The sequence below is a fragment of the Candidatus Thorarchaeota archaeon genome (assembly GCA_021498125.1).
In the GTDB taxonomy this organism is placed as follows: domain Archaea; phylum Asgardarchaeota; class Thorarchaeia; order Thorarchaeales; family Thorarchaeaceae; genus B65-G9.
The window spans coordinates 539854-555309 of sequence record JAIZWL010000001.1 but is presented as its reverse complement, the minus strand read 5'-3'; the positions used below and the strand labels follow the sequence as shown (position 1 = coordinate 555309).

Here is a 15456-nt window from a genome sequence, read left to right as displayed (position 1 = left end):
GGTCACACAATACGAAACTTCGCAATAAAAAAGCCACTTGTATTGTGAATATGTGGGAACAATCGTCGGACCTTATCTGTACACGTATATTCGGGGTAACCGTGGCTCGCATTGGGAATTGGAATCTCAAGAAACTCCACATCATACCGGCTCAGCATGGAATCGATTTGGTCCTCGCCCTCATGAGGCAAGAGAGAGCATGTTGCATAGACAATTTCAGTGCTGGGTCTATTCACATAGACAGACATAATCCCCTCCAGAATCTTATGCTGTATTGACATGATACTCATGAGATACCTCTTGTTTAGTTTCCACTTGAAGGAGGGACGACTTCGTAGAATTCCTGTTGAAGTACATGGTGCATCGATGAGGATCTTGTCAGCATTACGTACAGGAACAGTTGAAGCATCTGCAAGTATCCATGAGACCTCACTACAGCCGAGTGCTCCGATTCGATCGGCCGCCATTTTTAATCTGCCAAGATGAATATCGGAGGCGGCCAAGTGGCCCTGTTTGTGCATGGACTCCCAGAGGAGTTGGGTCTTCATTCCGGGGGCTGCACAGGCATCCCATACTGTATCGCCCGGCCGTGCATCTAACGATCTGACTGTCAACACACTGGCCTTGTCCTGTACAAGCACATTGCCCTTACGAAATAATGAGGACCTGATGATGCGGTCTGCTCCCTCAATCACCTTATAGATACCAGTCACTTCAGGGTCTGATTCAACCTTGATATTGGCCTCATGTAGTGCCTCCACCATTTCAGACTCGTTACATTTCAGTAGATTTGGACGAATGTAATATGGACGCGGTTGAAGATTGACTTGCATAAGCTGGATGGCATCATCTCTCCCAAGCTTGTCAATGAATGTCTTGACAAGAAAGGATGGATGGGAAAACTCAATCCCCAAACGCTCGGGATCTTCTAGTGAGGAAACTGCTCTTGCAAGATCCATCCCAATTGCGCGTCTAAGTGCTCTGCGGAGGTGATCATATTTTGCAAGATACTGGTCTTCAAGTATAGCAATTGGTGTTCTTAGCCATCGCCCCTCATAGACCGCCAGTCGTAAGGCATTCTTTTCGGGGTCGGGCAGACTCTTGAAATGCGCCTGTAATTTGCTCCGCGATATGAGAAAGTCGATGGTGTTAAGAAACCTGATAGTGCTCATGGTGAGAGCCTGCACCATCATGAATAGGTCAACTGTAGGCTTCTCCTCAGCAAGGTATTGCCTCAAGATAGCATGCATGGATGTGGGTCGCGTGGCAAACTCACAGAGCAACTCGACTGATTTCTTACGTGCTTCAGATTTTATTATTTTGAGCAGTGTAGTCCGATCTGGTTCCGCCCCGCTGTCGTTCATTTTCAGAACTCCACACTAGGCCCCACATGAACATACTTCATTCTGGTCAACATCTCAGGGAAGTACTTTGCGCCTATTACTCCAGAGTCCTTATAGCCTCCAAGATGTGGCATATACGGATCGAAATAGAGATGGTCTGTGCCGATTATGACTCCCCCGGCCTCTATCTCTTTCACCCATGTGCGCCTAGCATTGACATCATCTGTGAAGATTGATGATCTCAGGCCATAGCGAGATCGATTAGCGATTGAGATCGCCTCTTCAACACTATCGACCGCCATCACTGGTAAGGCTGGTGCAAAGACCTCTTCGGTCATGATTCGCATATCTGGAGTCACTTCAGTCAGAACAGTTGGCTTGTAGAAGAGTCCTGCCGGATCGGGGTCTCCTTGGAAATCACAACGATACCCACCAATCTTGACATGTGCCCCTTTTGCCAGTGCGTCGTCCATCTGATCCACAAGAAGATATAGAGCAGTGATCCCTAATGGTGGAAGATCGGTTGCTGGGTCTGAGGGCCGACCAACCTGAAGCCTGTTAGCCTCTTCTACTAGTAGGGCGACTAGATCATCATGTAATTCCTTCTGCACGAGCAGTCGCTTAACGGCAAGACAGGCCTGCCCACTGCCAAGGTATCGCCCCTTCACAATCATTTTTGCTGCAAACTCAAGATCCACATCTCGACCCCATACAAGACACGCATCACTGCCTGCGAGTTCCGGTGCCATCTGTATTCGGTGCATCACTGATTGAGACCAGAGATGTACACCAGTATTGCTGTCACCATACCAGACTAGAGCGCGGACAAGTGGATCATTCATAAATCGGCTCATCATCTGTTTCCCGCCTCCAGTGAGTACTTGGAGCATACCCAAAGGCAGACCGTTGCCAACAAATGACTCCACAAAGATACGGCCTAAGAGGATGGTGGAGAGAGGTACTTTGCTAGGTGGTTTCAGAATAGTCGCATTGCCAGCAAGTATTGAAGAGGTGATACTGAGGATTCCAAGCGCCAAGGGAGAGTTATAGGGCGTGAACAGACAGGTCACACCGTAGGGTTCTCTGAAACGATAATTCTTACCCCCATCCCTTCCCGGGGTCTCAACAACATCTAGAGCCTTGCCCCATAGTTCGAAGGTCTCACGTTCAAGATATTCGGTAAACATGGACCAGGTCCACTCAAAGGTCTTGATGGGAACACCCTCGCGTATCGAGATTTCTTGAACTTCCTTGAATCGGTCCTTGACCGCCAGCCCTGCATGATAGAGCGCATCGACACGATCGTCAAGACTCACACCCATGTCTTTTACTCTAAAGGGGTTGAAGAGCTTCTGATGATCCCGCGCACCAGAGTGAATTGCCCGACGGATGTCCTCTTCACGAGCAAGTGCTACTCGGGCGTAAGATATCTCATCTAGCTCGTCGCGTGAATATTTAGGAACTCCGTGGGCCTTACGATAGTCCTTGAGGTATCTCATCTCAGGCGTGCTTTGAGGAATAAGACCTGGTGCTCTTGAAAAGATGGCTTTCTGACTGAAAGATGCTCCTCTAAGTTGAAGAGATATGGCTAGTCCTGGTTCCACTATCACCTTATCCATATCTGGAAATATGATGTATTTGCCAGTATCCACTTCATCTCCATCTACCAATATAGGAAATAGTTCCATGTTCAATCACGTGTCCGATGCGAGGCATGATGATGACAGCAATTGGTGAGTCGTCACTTATAGGCTTTCTTGGAAATATTCAACCAAGAGTTCATCTAAGACATACAACGATCAAGTCAATTATTATCATCATCATAATCGGAGGCATACGGAAAGATCATGAACCGAATCAAAAAAGGCTCAGTGGTCACTATTCGCATGCCCAAGTAACCACTTGCTCATAGGGATATAATTAATTATTGCGCCATCATGTTCGACTTTATCCTCGACATCCCATGTGATAACAAGCAATCTCTTGCAATCAAAGGCACGTGATGCCTTGAGAAGAGATCGTTCTTCACGCATTCGTGTCTTCTCGTCTTCTATATTGTAACATACCTGTATCATCTGTTCAATTCCCCTTCGGCCACGAATCACAAAATCGACTTCATACCCCTCATGGGACTGCCAATAGAATAACTCTGTTCCGTGACGTAGGGATTCTTTGTGGAGTTCGATTGCAGCAACGGCCTCAAATCTACGAGTAATTGATTCGGAGAATGAAAAGTATGGTTGAAAGAGTCCCACATCTACAGGATAGACCTTCTTTGGCATCTGCGTGACTCCTCGTGAAGACCGCGAGAACCGTGGGACAGAGAAAATCAAAAAGGCATCCTCAAAATAGTCGAGCAACTCGCTAAGAGTCTTTTTACTCTTAGAAATACCAATACTCTTGAGAAACTTTGTAGTCTTTGATATCGAAAACGGTTGTGCAAGGTTACGCATCAACTGGTCTCTGAAAATACGTGCACTCTGAATGTCACGAACATTAAAACGCTCTACTACATCCCTAAAGAAAATCGTGTCATTATAGGCACTGAGAAGCTCGGATTTATCAGTGGAGAGATAGACACGCGGGAAACCACCCCACTCAAGATATCTATTCAAAAGTGCATTGGCCTTTCGTCCTGATAGATCCTCATATTTGAAGATCTCTCTAAAACTGAACGGAAAGACAATCCGAGATATACTCCTCCCGCGTAGTGAAGTCACAATCTCACGATCTAACAGCTTTGAACTGGAGCCACTCACAAATATATGATATTTTCGCCAGTTATGAAACCCTCTCAACCACGATGCCCAGTCTTCTATAGACTGAATCTCATCAAGTAAGAGAACATCTCGATCGGGAATCAACTCGTCAAGTACACGTATGAAGTCGGAATAAGAAACACGGACCAACGGATCCTCAAAGTCCACATAGACCATGTTCTCTTTACCGAATTCGGCTTCAAGTGATTCTGTAATCTGATACATGAAAAAAGTCTTACCTGACCTACGGGGACCAATCATCGTAGTAATCTCTTCGGTAACACTAACCGGAATACTTCGCTCTAATATCTTGAATTCGGCCTCTCACCATGCTAGAACATGATTTCTTAGATTCTGTTTCCCCATGACCAGTTAGGAAACAGTTGTGCCATAAAATCGTTTCCAATTTTCAAAATCAAGGTGGTTTGAATAGGCATCAAATCGGCAATCGGTCTGATAACGGTATACTGTCGCCAAACATTGCAAAAAAAGACAAGAAACGAGGCGGAAATGCCTCGTTCAATAAATAGTAGCAGATCACAAAAGACCATGTTTCTCAGCGAACTCGCGGATGACATCCTCAAGGTCGGGCTTCCCAATCTCTTGAAGGTCATAACGAACTCTTGTGGCGGGCTTGTTGATCTTGATGATCCGGCCCAGATCAATGGGAGTCCCAATGACAACTGCGTCCACATCGGCCTTGTTGATGGTCTTTTCGAGTTCCTTCATCTGTTCTGCACCGTAACCCATTGCTGGGAGAACATCATGGAGGTGCGTGTATTTTGCGAAGGTCTTCTCGATGCTGCCTACAGCGTAGGGGCGGGGATCAACAATAGTTGCACCTGCCTTACGAGCAGCAATGTAACCTGCACCATAAGGCATCTCACCGTGGGTCACAGTTGGACCGTCTTCGACAACAAGAACACGCTTGCCCTTGATGATGTCCATGTCTTCAACTCGCACTGGAGATGCTGCATCGATCACTATTGCGTGAGGATTAACTTTCTGAATGTTCTTACGGACCTCTTCGATATTCTCGTAATCTGCGGTCTCGACCTTGTTGATGACAACTACATCTGCCATCCGCAGGTTGGTTTCACCTGGGTAGTACGAGACCTCATGACCGGGCCTGTGAGGATCAACGATGGTGATGAGCAGGTCGGGCTTGTAGAATGGGAAGTCGTTGTTTCCGCCATCCCACGTAATGACATCTGCCTCTTGCTCGGCCTGTTCCAAGATCTTTCCGTAATCGACACCGGCGTACAAGATCACACCCATATTGATCATGGGCTCGTATTCTTCGCGCTCTTCAATCGTACATCTATACTTGTCCATATCTTCTAGGGTCTCATAGCGCTGAGCTATCTGTGTGGTCAGATCAGGATCGTAAGGCATCGGGTGTCTGATGTTGACAGGCTTGAGACCAAGATCAATGAGAATCTTATTGACTCTACGGGAGGTCTGGCTCTTTCCACAACCTGTCCGAATAGCACAGACTGCAAGAACGGGCTTTTTACTCTTAATCATGGTTGTTTCTGGGCCCATGAGTCGCATATCCGGCCCCAGTGAATTCACCCATGCTATCTTGTGGCCTACTGTCGAATAGGGGAGGTCGGAATATGCAAGAACACATTGTTCGGGTTTGAATTTCTCGACCAGTTCAGGCAACTTCTCCTCGGGGTAGATCTTGATCCCATCGGGATACAGTCTGCCCGAGAGTTCGGGAGGATATATTCGATCTTCAATTCCCGGAATCTGCTCTGCCGTGAAGGCCACAACCTCATAGTCCTCGTTATCTCTGAAGAAGACATTGAAGTTATGAAAATCGCGGCCAGCAGCACCCATGATAATTACTTTTTTACGTGACATGTTTGTCGCCGCCGTTCCTCAAAATTGGTACGTGCTGACGGCGTTTAGTGGCGTGTTAAGAAATTATTGGTATCTTCATTTTATCGTGTCAGATAAGTATCGAAAAATCGAAATTACGAAAAATCGACGACATAATACAAAGACTTATCTTCTACTCGACCTCAAAGTGTATTACCTACAGAATACTATGCATCGCTATCTACCGGGGTGCAATTGTGACGTCTAAACGGAAACTCGTCGAACTCGCCAGAGATACAGTGGAATTGCTCAAAGAGTGTGGCGAAGAGGGAATCCGTAGTGATGAAATAGCTACAAGACTTGAAACCCCAAAGAGGAGAGTCTATGATGTCATTGCTGTACTAAAAGCAATGGGTTTCATAAAGACAACTCGTAGATTTGATGGCACCACAGTGACATGGATTGACAAGATGGCGGACTTTGTTCCAAAGAAGGAATATGAGTCTATGAAGGCGACACTTGATGATGTGATCGATACTCGTAACAAGCTCCAAGTTCAGGTAGCTGAACTCAAAGAGCAATTACGCATTGCAAAGACAAAGACCCGATCCGAGACACAACTCATCGAAGCCGCCTCAAAGACAGAATTCAATACAACAATGCTAACTATACGTGCACTCTCTACAAAGGGCATCAAGAGTGTGACAGACTCAGGGCTTGAGGTAATAATTGAGACCTATGAGCCGGGAATGACCGCGGATCCCACTGAGGTAAAAAAGGATGAGACCAAACTACTCCTAAAGAGCTTTCAACGGCTATAGAGCCGAGTTCATGTGGAGAGCCTGATCTGAACCTTACTGCCTCGTCTAACTTGTTTGAGCTGAGATAATCGCTCTTCATCAGTGGTGATTTTACCTATGACATTCACGGGACTAAATGTGTGCATATCCTTGAGATAGATACAGAGAGAATCCCCAAGCGGCATATATGCAATATCACCACGTTTCACATCACGTACTGGCTTCTGGTTCCCACGCGAGATGTCCAGAGTGATCTTCATCTCATCCCGCAACAATGCAGTCCGTCCTTCCAGTGGCAGCATTGTCTTGATGTCGTCCACAATAAGTGGCGCATGGACACGATCTATAACACCTTTTAGTACAAGCCCATCATCAAACTCGAATTCAATGGCGATCTCGCTCTCACGCATAGCACACACAGTCCAGTATTCATACAAAGAGCGTGCTCATGACTAAAAATGTTCGCTAGTATAGATGTACGCAAGGCATAATACTACCAATGACGAGTGTCTTTCTGACACAATTGCGGAGTGAGCGGAGTGAGTTCCATCTCAAAGATTGACGTGGCCTTCGTCGTTGACACAACTGGCTCGATGCGTGACGATATCCGTGCAGTCAAGGATAGTCTATTCGATATTGTAAAGCGAATAACTAAACGGACGACGGACATCAGCATCAGATTCGCTGTTGTATCATACCGGGACCACCCACCACAAGATTATACATACGTGACAAAGATCTTCGATTTTACGGACAACATAAAGAAAGTCCACAAGGCCATCTCGTCACTCAGGCCCTCTGAGGGCGGAGATGCCCCCGAGGCTGTTGCTGACGGTCTCCATGACGCACGAACAAAACTCTCATGGTCGGCTGACGCTTACAAAGTACTGCTTCTTGTTGGGGATGCGCCTCCACACGGAACGGACTACAACCATCTTGACGATGACTACTGGCCACAAGGCTGCCCTGCAGGGTATGACCCAAAACAAGAGGTCCTCGAACTGAGAAAGCAATTTGGATCAACAGTCTTTGTTTTCGTTGTAGGATGCAATGAGATTGTGGAGCGCTCCTTCAAGATGATCGCAGAGGCAGTCGAAGGAGGACAATATTTCCCGCTCGAAGACCGAAACAAGCTACCAGAGGCGATCCTACAGATACTTGAGGGCGTGAGCGATCTCATAGAAGCGGACCGCAAGGTGCTGTCATACTATGCGACTCATGATGGCGTCTTTGATCTGGGAGAGGCCTCTTCTGAACTGGGACTTGAAGTAAGACAGCTACGGACTTCTTTGTCACGCCTTCTTGAACTAGAACGTATTCCTCGCTGGCCACGGGGCCGGCCACTCTCAGCATCTCAAATGGGTATTGAAGTACAACTCGGCAAGATCCCAGATGCGATTATTGGTGGCAAACCCATTAAATATAACATTCACGTCAGGAATCCCAGTCCGTCGGTGATCTGTGTTCGGGTCGTGGCCTCCTTGATCTCCGAGGACGGAATATCTGAGATCATCAATGAGCCACATGACATCGGTCCGCGGTCTGATCAGGAGATTGAACTCACACTCGTGCCTATGGCATTTGAGACAGGTAAGGCAAGCATTCGTGTAGAGGTCTTTTATGGTTCCCAATCTCTGACCAGTAAAGTGTACAAGACTAGGCTGTACTAATGATTCGAGGTGAGGCTTGAAATGACAGAGGCTCTTGTCAAGGAACTCACAGCACTTCACAATAGTGGGGCTATTTCCGGATTCATCATCTCCCGATTTGTTCCGGGCGAACTCAAATCTGGATGGATCGAACAGGGTATCACCCACAAGATGGTCTCACCAAATCTGACTGACAAAGAGCTACATAATCATTACTTGATTCCCGGGGACAGAGCTGCGCGATTAGCAGTGGATCTTAATGCAATAGCAATGCGGAAAGGGTTCCTAGTAATCCTCGGTCCTCCAGGAATTGCAACAGAAAAGTTCGTCGCGCTAGTAGACATCACTGATCCTGAAAACGCACTTGATATTATATGGTGGTCTCGCACTCAGACACTGGCGGACATCGTTCGCCTCGCGTCACAACATTTCGGTGAACGTGAGTTCACTCTTCCTGGGGAGGAGCCAAGTCTGGATTATATAGAGCAGATGCGTTCCGACGCGATTGATGGCAGGCTAGAGTGTGCTGTGGCAGTCAAAATACCAAAGAAACCCTCCGAAACAGGAACTGTAGTAGCAAAGGCGGAGGGACAGACCGAAGACGACACTGTGCCTCTTGCCAAAGGGGATCTCTCATCACTAGTACCATTTTCACGCATATTCTCTCGTTGGATCGCACAGTTAAAATTATTTAAGAAAATACAAGAGGGACTGGGGACCTGTGTCGCAATAGGCACCGACACTGCCCAGATCGCACTATGGGATGCCCCACGATCATTAGCCAGCTTTGCGGTCCAGAGACCACCGTCCCTGTCTCAACTTGTGCACAAGTATCTAAGTCCACTCTGGACTGATATCAAAAGTCAAGCACCGCCCTCCAAAGAGCCAAGAGCGTCTCAGCCAGCTGATGACAGTAACAAGATACTGACAGTCCTCACTAAATTAGAGGAGAAACTAGAACAGGCAGATGTGAAAGGGCTACAGAAGAGTCTACTCGATTTTGAAAAGAGGATAAGCAGACTGGAGGAACAAGCAGCCAAGGGTACAAAACCCTCGGCAATCGGAGCACCAGCAGATAAAGAGACAACCCAGAAGATACGCAGTCTAGTCACACGGTTGGAAGAGATTGCGGAACGACTTGACAGACTGGAGGAGAGTATGAAAGCAATCATTGATCAAAGAGAGTGAGGGGGAGCCATGTCGGAAGAGCGTCATATCGAACGAATCAAAACACTTCACTATATCATAGGCCAGATACAACTATTGACCGAAAAATCAGATGAGCTCAAGTTGCGATTAGAACAGCTTGAACAACAACTCTCAGCAGCTTCTGCAAGTGATTCATCAGATCAATCGTCTTCAGACAGTTCGCCAGTCTCAAAGACCCTTGAGATGATAGTTGATCTAGAACAAGCAATAACAGAACTTGAGCGCCGAGTCGCAGCACTTCGCAAGTATTAGATGAAAGACATCAGCACAGATCGTGGATCGCATCTAGCAGTTTCGAGTCTATATCATAGGCTCTAAATGATTCGATCCGTGTGACCTTGCCTTTTATCGGTCTAAACAGTCGCTCTGCAAGGGCTTCATCGAACTCGGTCCCAAGAGCAAGGAATTCTAATCTGTATCTGGAATGCGATGCAATAGATGTGAGGAAGGGATCGGAATCCTCATCGGGATCACTGACAGAGTCGCCAATCATGATAACAAGTGTGGGAAGGTCGTCTCCAAAGTCCTCCAACAGCTCGGCGACAGCTCGATATGCATCACTCATCTCAGTCCTTGTCGATGATGCTCTCATCGAGTCCAGAATCGAATAGACAATCGCCTCGACCACCTGAGGCGATAAGAGATCCTCCGAGAATTCTGCATAGTACTGCGGAGTGTCCCCTTTCTGAATCGAGAACTTCTCGGCAAAGTCCGTCACAGTGACCACTCCCAGTTTGCCCTCGCCTCTATTCAGAAGAATCTCGTTTATGATCAGCAGTCCGATCAATGCGGCCGCTTCGGAACGAGTGATCTTTGTATCAATAGTAGAGAGGAACGCTTCAACATCGGGAACAATTTTCGTCAGTGGTTCAAGGCGCCGTCGTATAGTGTACAGAGTCTTGATGCTCACATCGGTCGTGTCCATTCCTGCATCAAGGGATATACAGATGACCAGATTCATGTCGTGGAGCATCATCTTTGGAACGTACTTGACCTCTGTCCCATTTATCTGACCAAGTTGTCCCTCCATAAGAGGCGGATCGGACTCAACCAGTGTCAGAGAGACCTGATCATCGGGTAACTCCATGAACACCGAAGTGCCAAGTCCAAGAAGCCTATTCTTAAGCTGGTCACGGGCCTCCGAACCATGCAGATACAGATATTGATTATCCTCGGCAGTCACACTCTCGCAAAATGTCTGATATGAGAACACGGCCTCATCGATCTCTTGAATGAACGAGTCATATCGCACAACGTCCACAGACTCATTCTCATGGATACCAAAGAGAACAGCATCCTGCTCGGAGATCTTGACCGTATGCTCAGCACTATCCTTCTGCTCCTCAACTACAGCACCCCACCACCTACGGCTCTCTGCATGTAGCACGATCACATAGTCCTTCTCTCCGACATCCAGTGTCTTCATGTCTCGTGGAGAGAGCTGAACGGTTCCATCTTCCGCTGCACCAATCGTGACTCTGTAGTGCAGTGCGGAGAGTATGTCCTTTCCATCGCGGAGCTTGAGGCATTTAATGAGAAAGTTACCAAATTGGTCGAAATGCCGGGGTGAGTCCAAGACAATATCCCCAGAACTTGCAGCATTCTGCATAAGCGTTGTAAAGAGCTCACTGTTCCGTATCTGTAAGGGATCCGCCAGTTTAGAATGCCATCCCGAAACGGTCAGAGTACCATCACGCTTCATCCAGAGCGCCAAGCAACGGGCTGGGCCTTCCGGGCCATCGAGAAGAGTGATCACCATACTATTGGTGTCAACTTCTCCATTTGTGGTGACCAAATAATCCGCCGAGATGACCTCTATGTCGGTTCGCTTCATCAGAACCTCAAGAAATCGTGCTAACCCCTTAACACTACTATGCCCAAGGGAACCCTCAGCAGTGATCACTAGTTTGGACTGAATGAATTTGATAAACTTGGGATACGGTGGTAACAGACCTAATAGGTTTCCACCAAGAATTCTATGTAGATCGGTCGGAGTTGCGCTTACGGTTCGGCTCAACAGAAAACTCAAGATCTCAACAAGGCTATCCCCGATCTGGGTCTCAGGATATGAACTTGCAAATACAAGCTTCCGGGACCACTCATCCCCAAATTTTTCGCGCAACGTCTTGATAAGAGTCGAGAGATGAACAACAGTGGCTCCGGAGGTCATTATCATTGTTCGGGGGATCTCAAGTAACTTGGCAATATCATCACCCCACTCATTGTAGGATCGGACCACAAAGATCAAGCGGGGCGAGGTCAACTTGAGTTTCTTCACAAAGACCAGCCAATCAAGAAGGGTCTCAAGATCATCCTTTTGTTCCATCTCAATTATAATTGGCACTTGATACTTGATATGCTCTAACACATCATTTCTGTTAGGCCCTCTAAATACGCTTGGAAGATCCTTCGCCCGTAGTACGCAAAGCCACCCGTTCATGTCGGATTTTTCATCTCTCAGGTCCTGAGTGAAATAGAGCCGGGGCGCATAGAATGATTCGAGTGCCCACTTCCTCGTCAGCCGAGTGTTTGCGATCTGTTGGACCTTGGGCAGAACAACATGCCCCACTTGGATCAGAGGCTTGGTAATGAAAAAGTCAACCAACCATCGGGGTTCCGTTGAGGAACTGCGATATACTTCTCCTATGACCGGTGGTGGTTTCAGATACTCATAGGTCTTTCTTGGAAGATACCGGTATGACTCGGGATACTTTCCTGCAAGATCCATCAGATGCTGTTCCACTGTTCCAAAAAAGGACAAGACCCTCTCCGGATCAAAACGTTTTACTTGCGTGCCAACCTTGACCTCTCCAAGTCGTACGGATGCATCCACAACGACGAAGCGCAGAATCTCATTGCTCTCCGTGTCTTCAACAACCAACATCCGTGTTATCCTCCACTATACTTGGAGAAATATTCAAACAGATATATGCCTACTGCTGGTCTATGCCAGCATCAGACAATTGTTTATTATGGGAGTACCATTGTTAAGGTGAGGGTATAGTCCTATGTTAGTTGTCCGAGCCACGGAAGATATTCCTGAACAGGGATTGCAAAAGGGGGATCTCTTACAGTTCTACATTGTGGATGGCCATCACCATATGGGCAAGGAAAAGACCCATCGTAATATGCCGTCTTCCGCTTACGAGTTCTATTCCATGTTATGGGTAGAACTCCAAAAAATGGCTCAGTCCATGCGTGAGCGTGATGAACTTCTCTTCGAACCAATTGAGGTGGTACCAACCGATGCTGCAAGGCTTGTCTTCGAGAGCAGAGATCAATGGAAACGCAATAGCATAGGGTGGCTCGTTGACAGAACAATCGCATTTCCATATACGGATGATTACTGCAAGTCGGGATTCCCCAAGAATGCTAGCTTCCGTATCTCAAATGATCGCATCGCAAGCTGGACCACTCAGGCCCCACACTCAGCACGGGTCATTGGTTTCGCGCGGATTGACCCAATGGATGCGGTCAATGCGGCCTCGGATCTTGCAGTCAAAGAACTCCGGCGAGCAATATTGCAGTTAGGTCTCAGAGGATTAAAACTCCACCCGCTTGCCCAGCTCTTTATTGACCGAATGGACAGTCCTCCAGTGATCGAAGTGGTGTCGACCGCGGGAAGTCTAGACATTCCAGTTCTCTTTGATGCACGAAATGCGAAGACCATTGAACGCATCACCGATCTTGTAGAACATATCCGTGATGATGGTGAGAGACCACCACGAGTGATAGTCGGCCACTGCGGCATGAGCCCAGCCTCAGGAACTCTATATCAGACCATATCGGACCCACTAGTGTTTGGTGAGACCTCATCGCTCCATGACAGAGACATTCCACTTCTGTTCAAAAAGGCGCCGAATCTCATTCATGATCCGACCACATCGTGGTCAAGCAAACTTCTCTTCGGTACAGATTATTCGTTTCTCTCAGTTCAGGCTGCAGAATTCATACTCTTTCTACTATCTCGTGACTTTCCCGGAACGACCTCAGACATTCAGAAAATACTCGCAGGCAACGCACTCTCACTTGTGCGACGACCCTATCATGCGGAGGGTGGCAAGTCACAACAGATGAAGCACTTCATAACCTCCAATCCTCAGAGCAAACTCTTGTGCTGTATAGTTCAAAAGGTCATCAAGCGTGCCAGTGAGGAGAATTGGTCATTAACCTCTCTCGACTACATGATTCCACCAGTCGGAACATGGCCATCTGTCAAGACTGTGGCACAGGGAGGGCGTAATGGCATTGAAACCGATTCCTGCATTTTCTCGCTCAAATCACGGGAGGGAAATCAAATTCATGTCTGGATACAGCCGCAGCCGGGAAACCTCTATAGCTGTGCAGTGATACCCTTCTCGGGAAATGAGGGAATCAGGACACTGGAATCAAATCATCTTGGCGCCAATCGGCATTTGATGACAGAACTGAACCGAAAGAGCCAGATGTTTGAGACTGATGAATTACTGTGCAATGCGCTTGAGCACGCGTTATCATCATAATACCATGTGATTGTTTATATCCCATTACGGAGAATGAACTACATAGTAAGACAGGGAGGCACTGGTCATCACAAAGAAGATCACTCTTGAAATTATAGACGGCGGAGACCTCAGAGGATTTGCCCATCTGCACCCGAAGACCGCCGAGTCTCTCAATGCGGATCTTGGCTCGATTGTTCTCTTCGAACATCCGGAGAGCGCTTTTTGGGGCGCCGCAGAGATACGCAAGAGCAAGGATGTCACAAAGAATCAGATCATGATTGACTCGCTGGTCTTGGATGCATCACTGCTGATGGAGGGTGATATTGTAGAGGTCTCATTGTATGACGAACCAATGATTGCCCTCGAATTTGTTGAATTTGGTCTTCGCCCGCTCAGTGAAGATGCAAATACTGACGATCTCGTGGCGCGAGCAGTGGCCAATGTGGACTCCCTTGAAAAGATGATTGATGGTCGCTTGGTCTATCCGGGAATGTCCTTCAATTGGCCCGAACTTGGTGTTAAGGTCGAAATCATGAACACGCGACCTCCCCTCTCGGAGAAGAGTTTTGCAAAGGTCGCTTTTGAGGCACTAAGAGAACGCACTGGCTATCAATTCAAGACGATAGGAATTCCCTCCCCGTTTAATGCGATCCTTCTCATTGATACCTCAGGTTCTATGAAGACCAGCGATGTACCTGTCCGTGATATTGCACATGCACGTGAAGGCCTCAAGGATCTCGCGGGCGATAATCCCGAGGTGCATTCCTTCCTTAACCGGTTCAAAGAGGGGTCAAATGTCAGCAGGGCAGAAGCGGCTGCAATGGCAGTCCTTCTCTATCTAGCTGAAAAAGTCGGGCGTGGCTATGGTGAGAAAGTAGCAGTGATCACTTTCGAGAAGGAGGTTAACGAGATGACCTTCATCAATTCCGAAACCGGTGAGGTCCGTCCCTTCGTTGAATGTACAGGCGCGGACAAGGCACTTGGCATCCAGATGATCAGTACTCACGTCGTCGATAAAGTAGAAGAGGGCGGAACACTGACAGACATGGGTACCGCTCTAGAACGGGCGAGCCAAGTGCTTGAGGCATTTGGGGATCATTCTAAGCCAACAATGATCATCATGTTGACCGATGGAATTCCCACAGCCGGCCCGCCACCGCTTAAGATACTCAAGGAACGCTTCACTGATAGGAATCGCCTTGTCATTTATTGCATCGGTCTTGGCAACCGTGCAGAGATCGATGAGGAACTGATGGTGGCAATAGCTCAGTATGGCAATGGCACCTATCGCCATGTGGACAATATGCGTGATCTTCTCGAATGGTATGGTCGTCTCGCCGGAGAGTTTGCTGTGATCGTACGAGGCCGACAATCATAGAGAGGGC

Annotated in this window: 12 protein-coding genes; 6 read left to right on the top strand and 6 right to left on the bottom strand. The window is 47.6% G+C overall.

From position 1 onward, the window contains the following. Window positions 1–2: 2 nt before the first annotated feature. The 4 genes from K9W43_02885 to K9W43_02870 form a co-directional block, all read right to left on the bottom strand. On the bottom strand, window positions 3–1364 hold the full coding sequence (locus tag K9W43_02885; protein ID MCF2136161.1) for a hypothetical protein: 1362 nt from the start codon (window positions 1362–1364) through the stop codon (window positions 3–5). A 2-nt stretch (window positions 1365–1366) separates the two neighbouring features. After that, window positions 1367–3031, bottom strand: a complete 1665-nt coding sequence (locus K9W43_02880; GenBank protein ID MCF2136160.1) for an aldehyde dehydrogenase family protein — start codon at window positions 3029–3031, stop codon at window positions 1367–1369. Window positions 3032–3211: 180 nt separating this feature from the next. Then, complete coding sequence (locus K9W43_02875) at window positions 3212–4363, bottom strand: ATP-binding protein (protein ID MCF2136159.1); 1152 nt, start codon at window positions 4361–4363, stop codon at window positions 3212–3214. A gap of 276 nt (window positions 4364–4639) precedes the next feature. Next, entirely contained in the window at window positions 4640–5971 is a 1332-nt protein-coding gene (locus tag K9W43_02870) for a cyclic 2,3-diphosphoglycerate synthase (GenBank protein ID MCF2136158.1), read from the bottom strand. A 215-nt stretch (window positions 5972–6186) separates the two neighbouring features. Between K9W43_02870 and K9W43_02865 the strand changes: the two genes are divergently transcribed. Beyond that, the gene (locus K9W43_02865; protein ID MCF2136157.1) at window positions 6187–6750 is read left to right on the top strand and encodes an E2F family transcription factor; all 564 of its coding nucleotides are present in this window, start codon (window positions 6187–6189) and stop codon (window positions 6748–6750) included. 8 nt (window positions 6751–6758) lie between these two features. Here K9W43_02865 and K9W43_02860 read toward each other — a convergent pair whose 3' ends face one another. Beyond that, window positions 6759–7139 (bottom strand): hypothetical protein, encoded by a 381-nt coding sequence (locus tag K9W43_02860; protein MCF2136156.1) that lies wholly within the window; start codon window positions 7137–7139, stop codon window positions 6759–6761. 129 nt (window positions 7140–7268) lie between these two features. Between K9W43_02860 and K9W43_02855 the strand changes: the two genes are divergently transcribed. From K9W43_02855 to K9W43_02845, 3 genes are read left to right on the top strand one after another with little or no spacing between them, the layout of a single operon-like run. Next, a complete protein-coding gene (locus tag K9W43_02855) occupies window positions 7269–8399 on the top strand; it encodes a VWA domain-containing protein (protein ID MCF2136155.1) in 1131 nt (376 codons plus the stop codon). 21 nt (window positions 8400–8420) lie between these two features. After that, a complete protein-coding gene (locus K9W43_02850; GenBank protein MCF2136154.1) occupies window positions 8421–9566 on the top strand; it encodes a hypothetical protein in 1146 nt (381 codons plus the stop codon). 9 nt (window positions 9567–9575) lie between these two features. Further along, window positions 9576–9839, top strand: coding sequence for a hypothetical protein (locus tag K9W43_02845; GenBank protein MCF2136153.1), 264 nt, complete (start codon window positions 9576–9578; stop codon window positions 9837–9839). A 10-nt stretch (window positions 9840–9849) separates the two neighbouring features. Here K9W43_02845 and K9W43_02840 read toward each other — a convergent pair whose 3' ends face one another. Continuing rightward, window positions 9850–12471, bottom strand: a complete 2622-nt coding sequence (locus K9W43_02840) for a hypothetical protein (protein ID MCF2136152.1) — start codon at window positions 12469–12471, stop codon at window positions 9850–9852. Window positions 12472–12595: 124 nt separating this feature from the next. Here K9W43_02840 and K9W43_02835 point away from each other — a divergent pair, with 124 nt between their 5' ends. Both K9W43_02835 and K9W43_02830 read left to right on the top strand, forming a co-directional pair. Next, window positions 12596–14089, top strand: a complete 1494-nt coding sequence (locus K9W43_02835) for an amidohydrolase family protein (protein MCF2136151.1) — start codon at window positions 12596–12598, stop codon at window positions 14087–14089. Window positions 14090–14345: 256 nt separating this feature from the next. Next, window positions 14346–15449 (top strand): VWA domain-containing protein, encoded by a 1104-nt coding sequence (locus tag K9W43_02830; protein ID MCF2136150.1) that lies wholly within the window; start codon window positions 14346–14348, stop codon window positions 15447–15449. Window positions 15450–15456 lie beyond the last annotated feature (7 nt).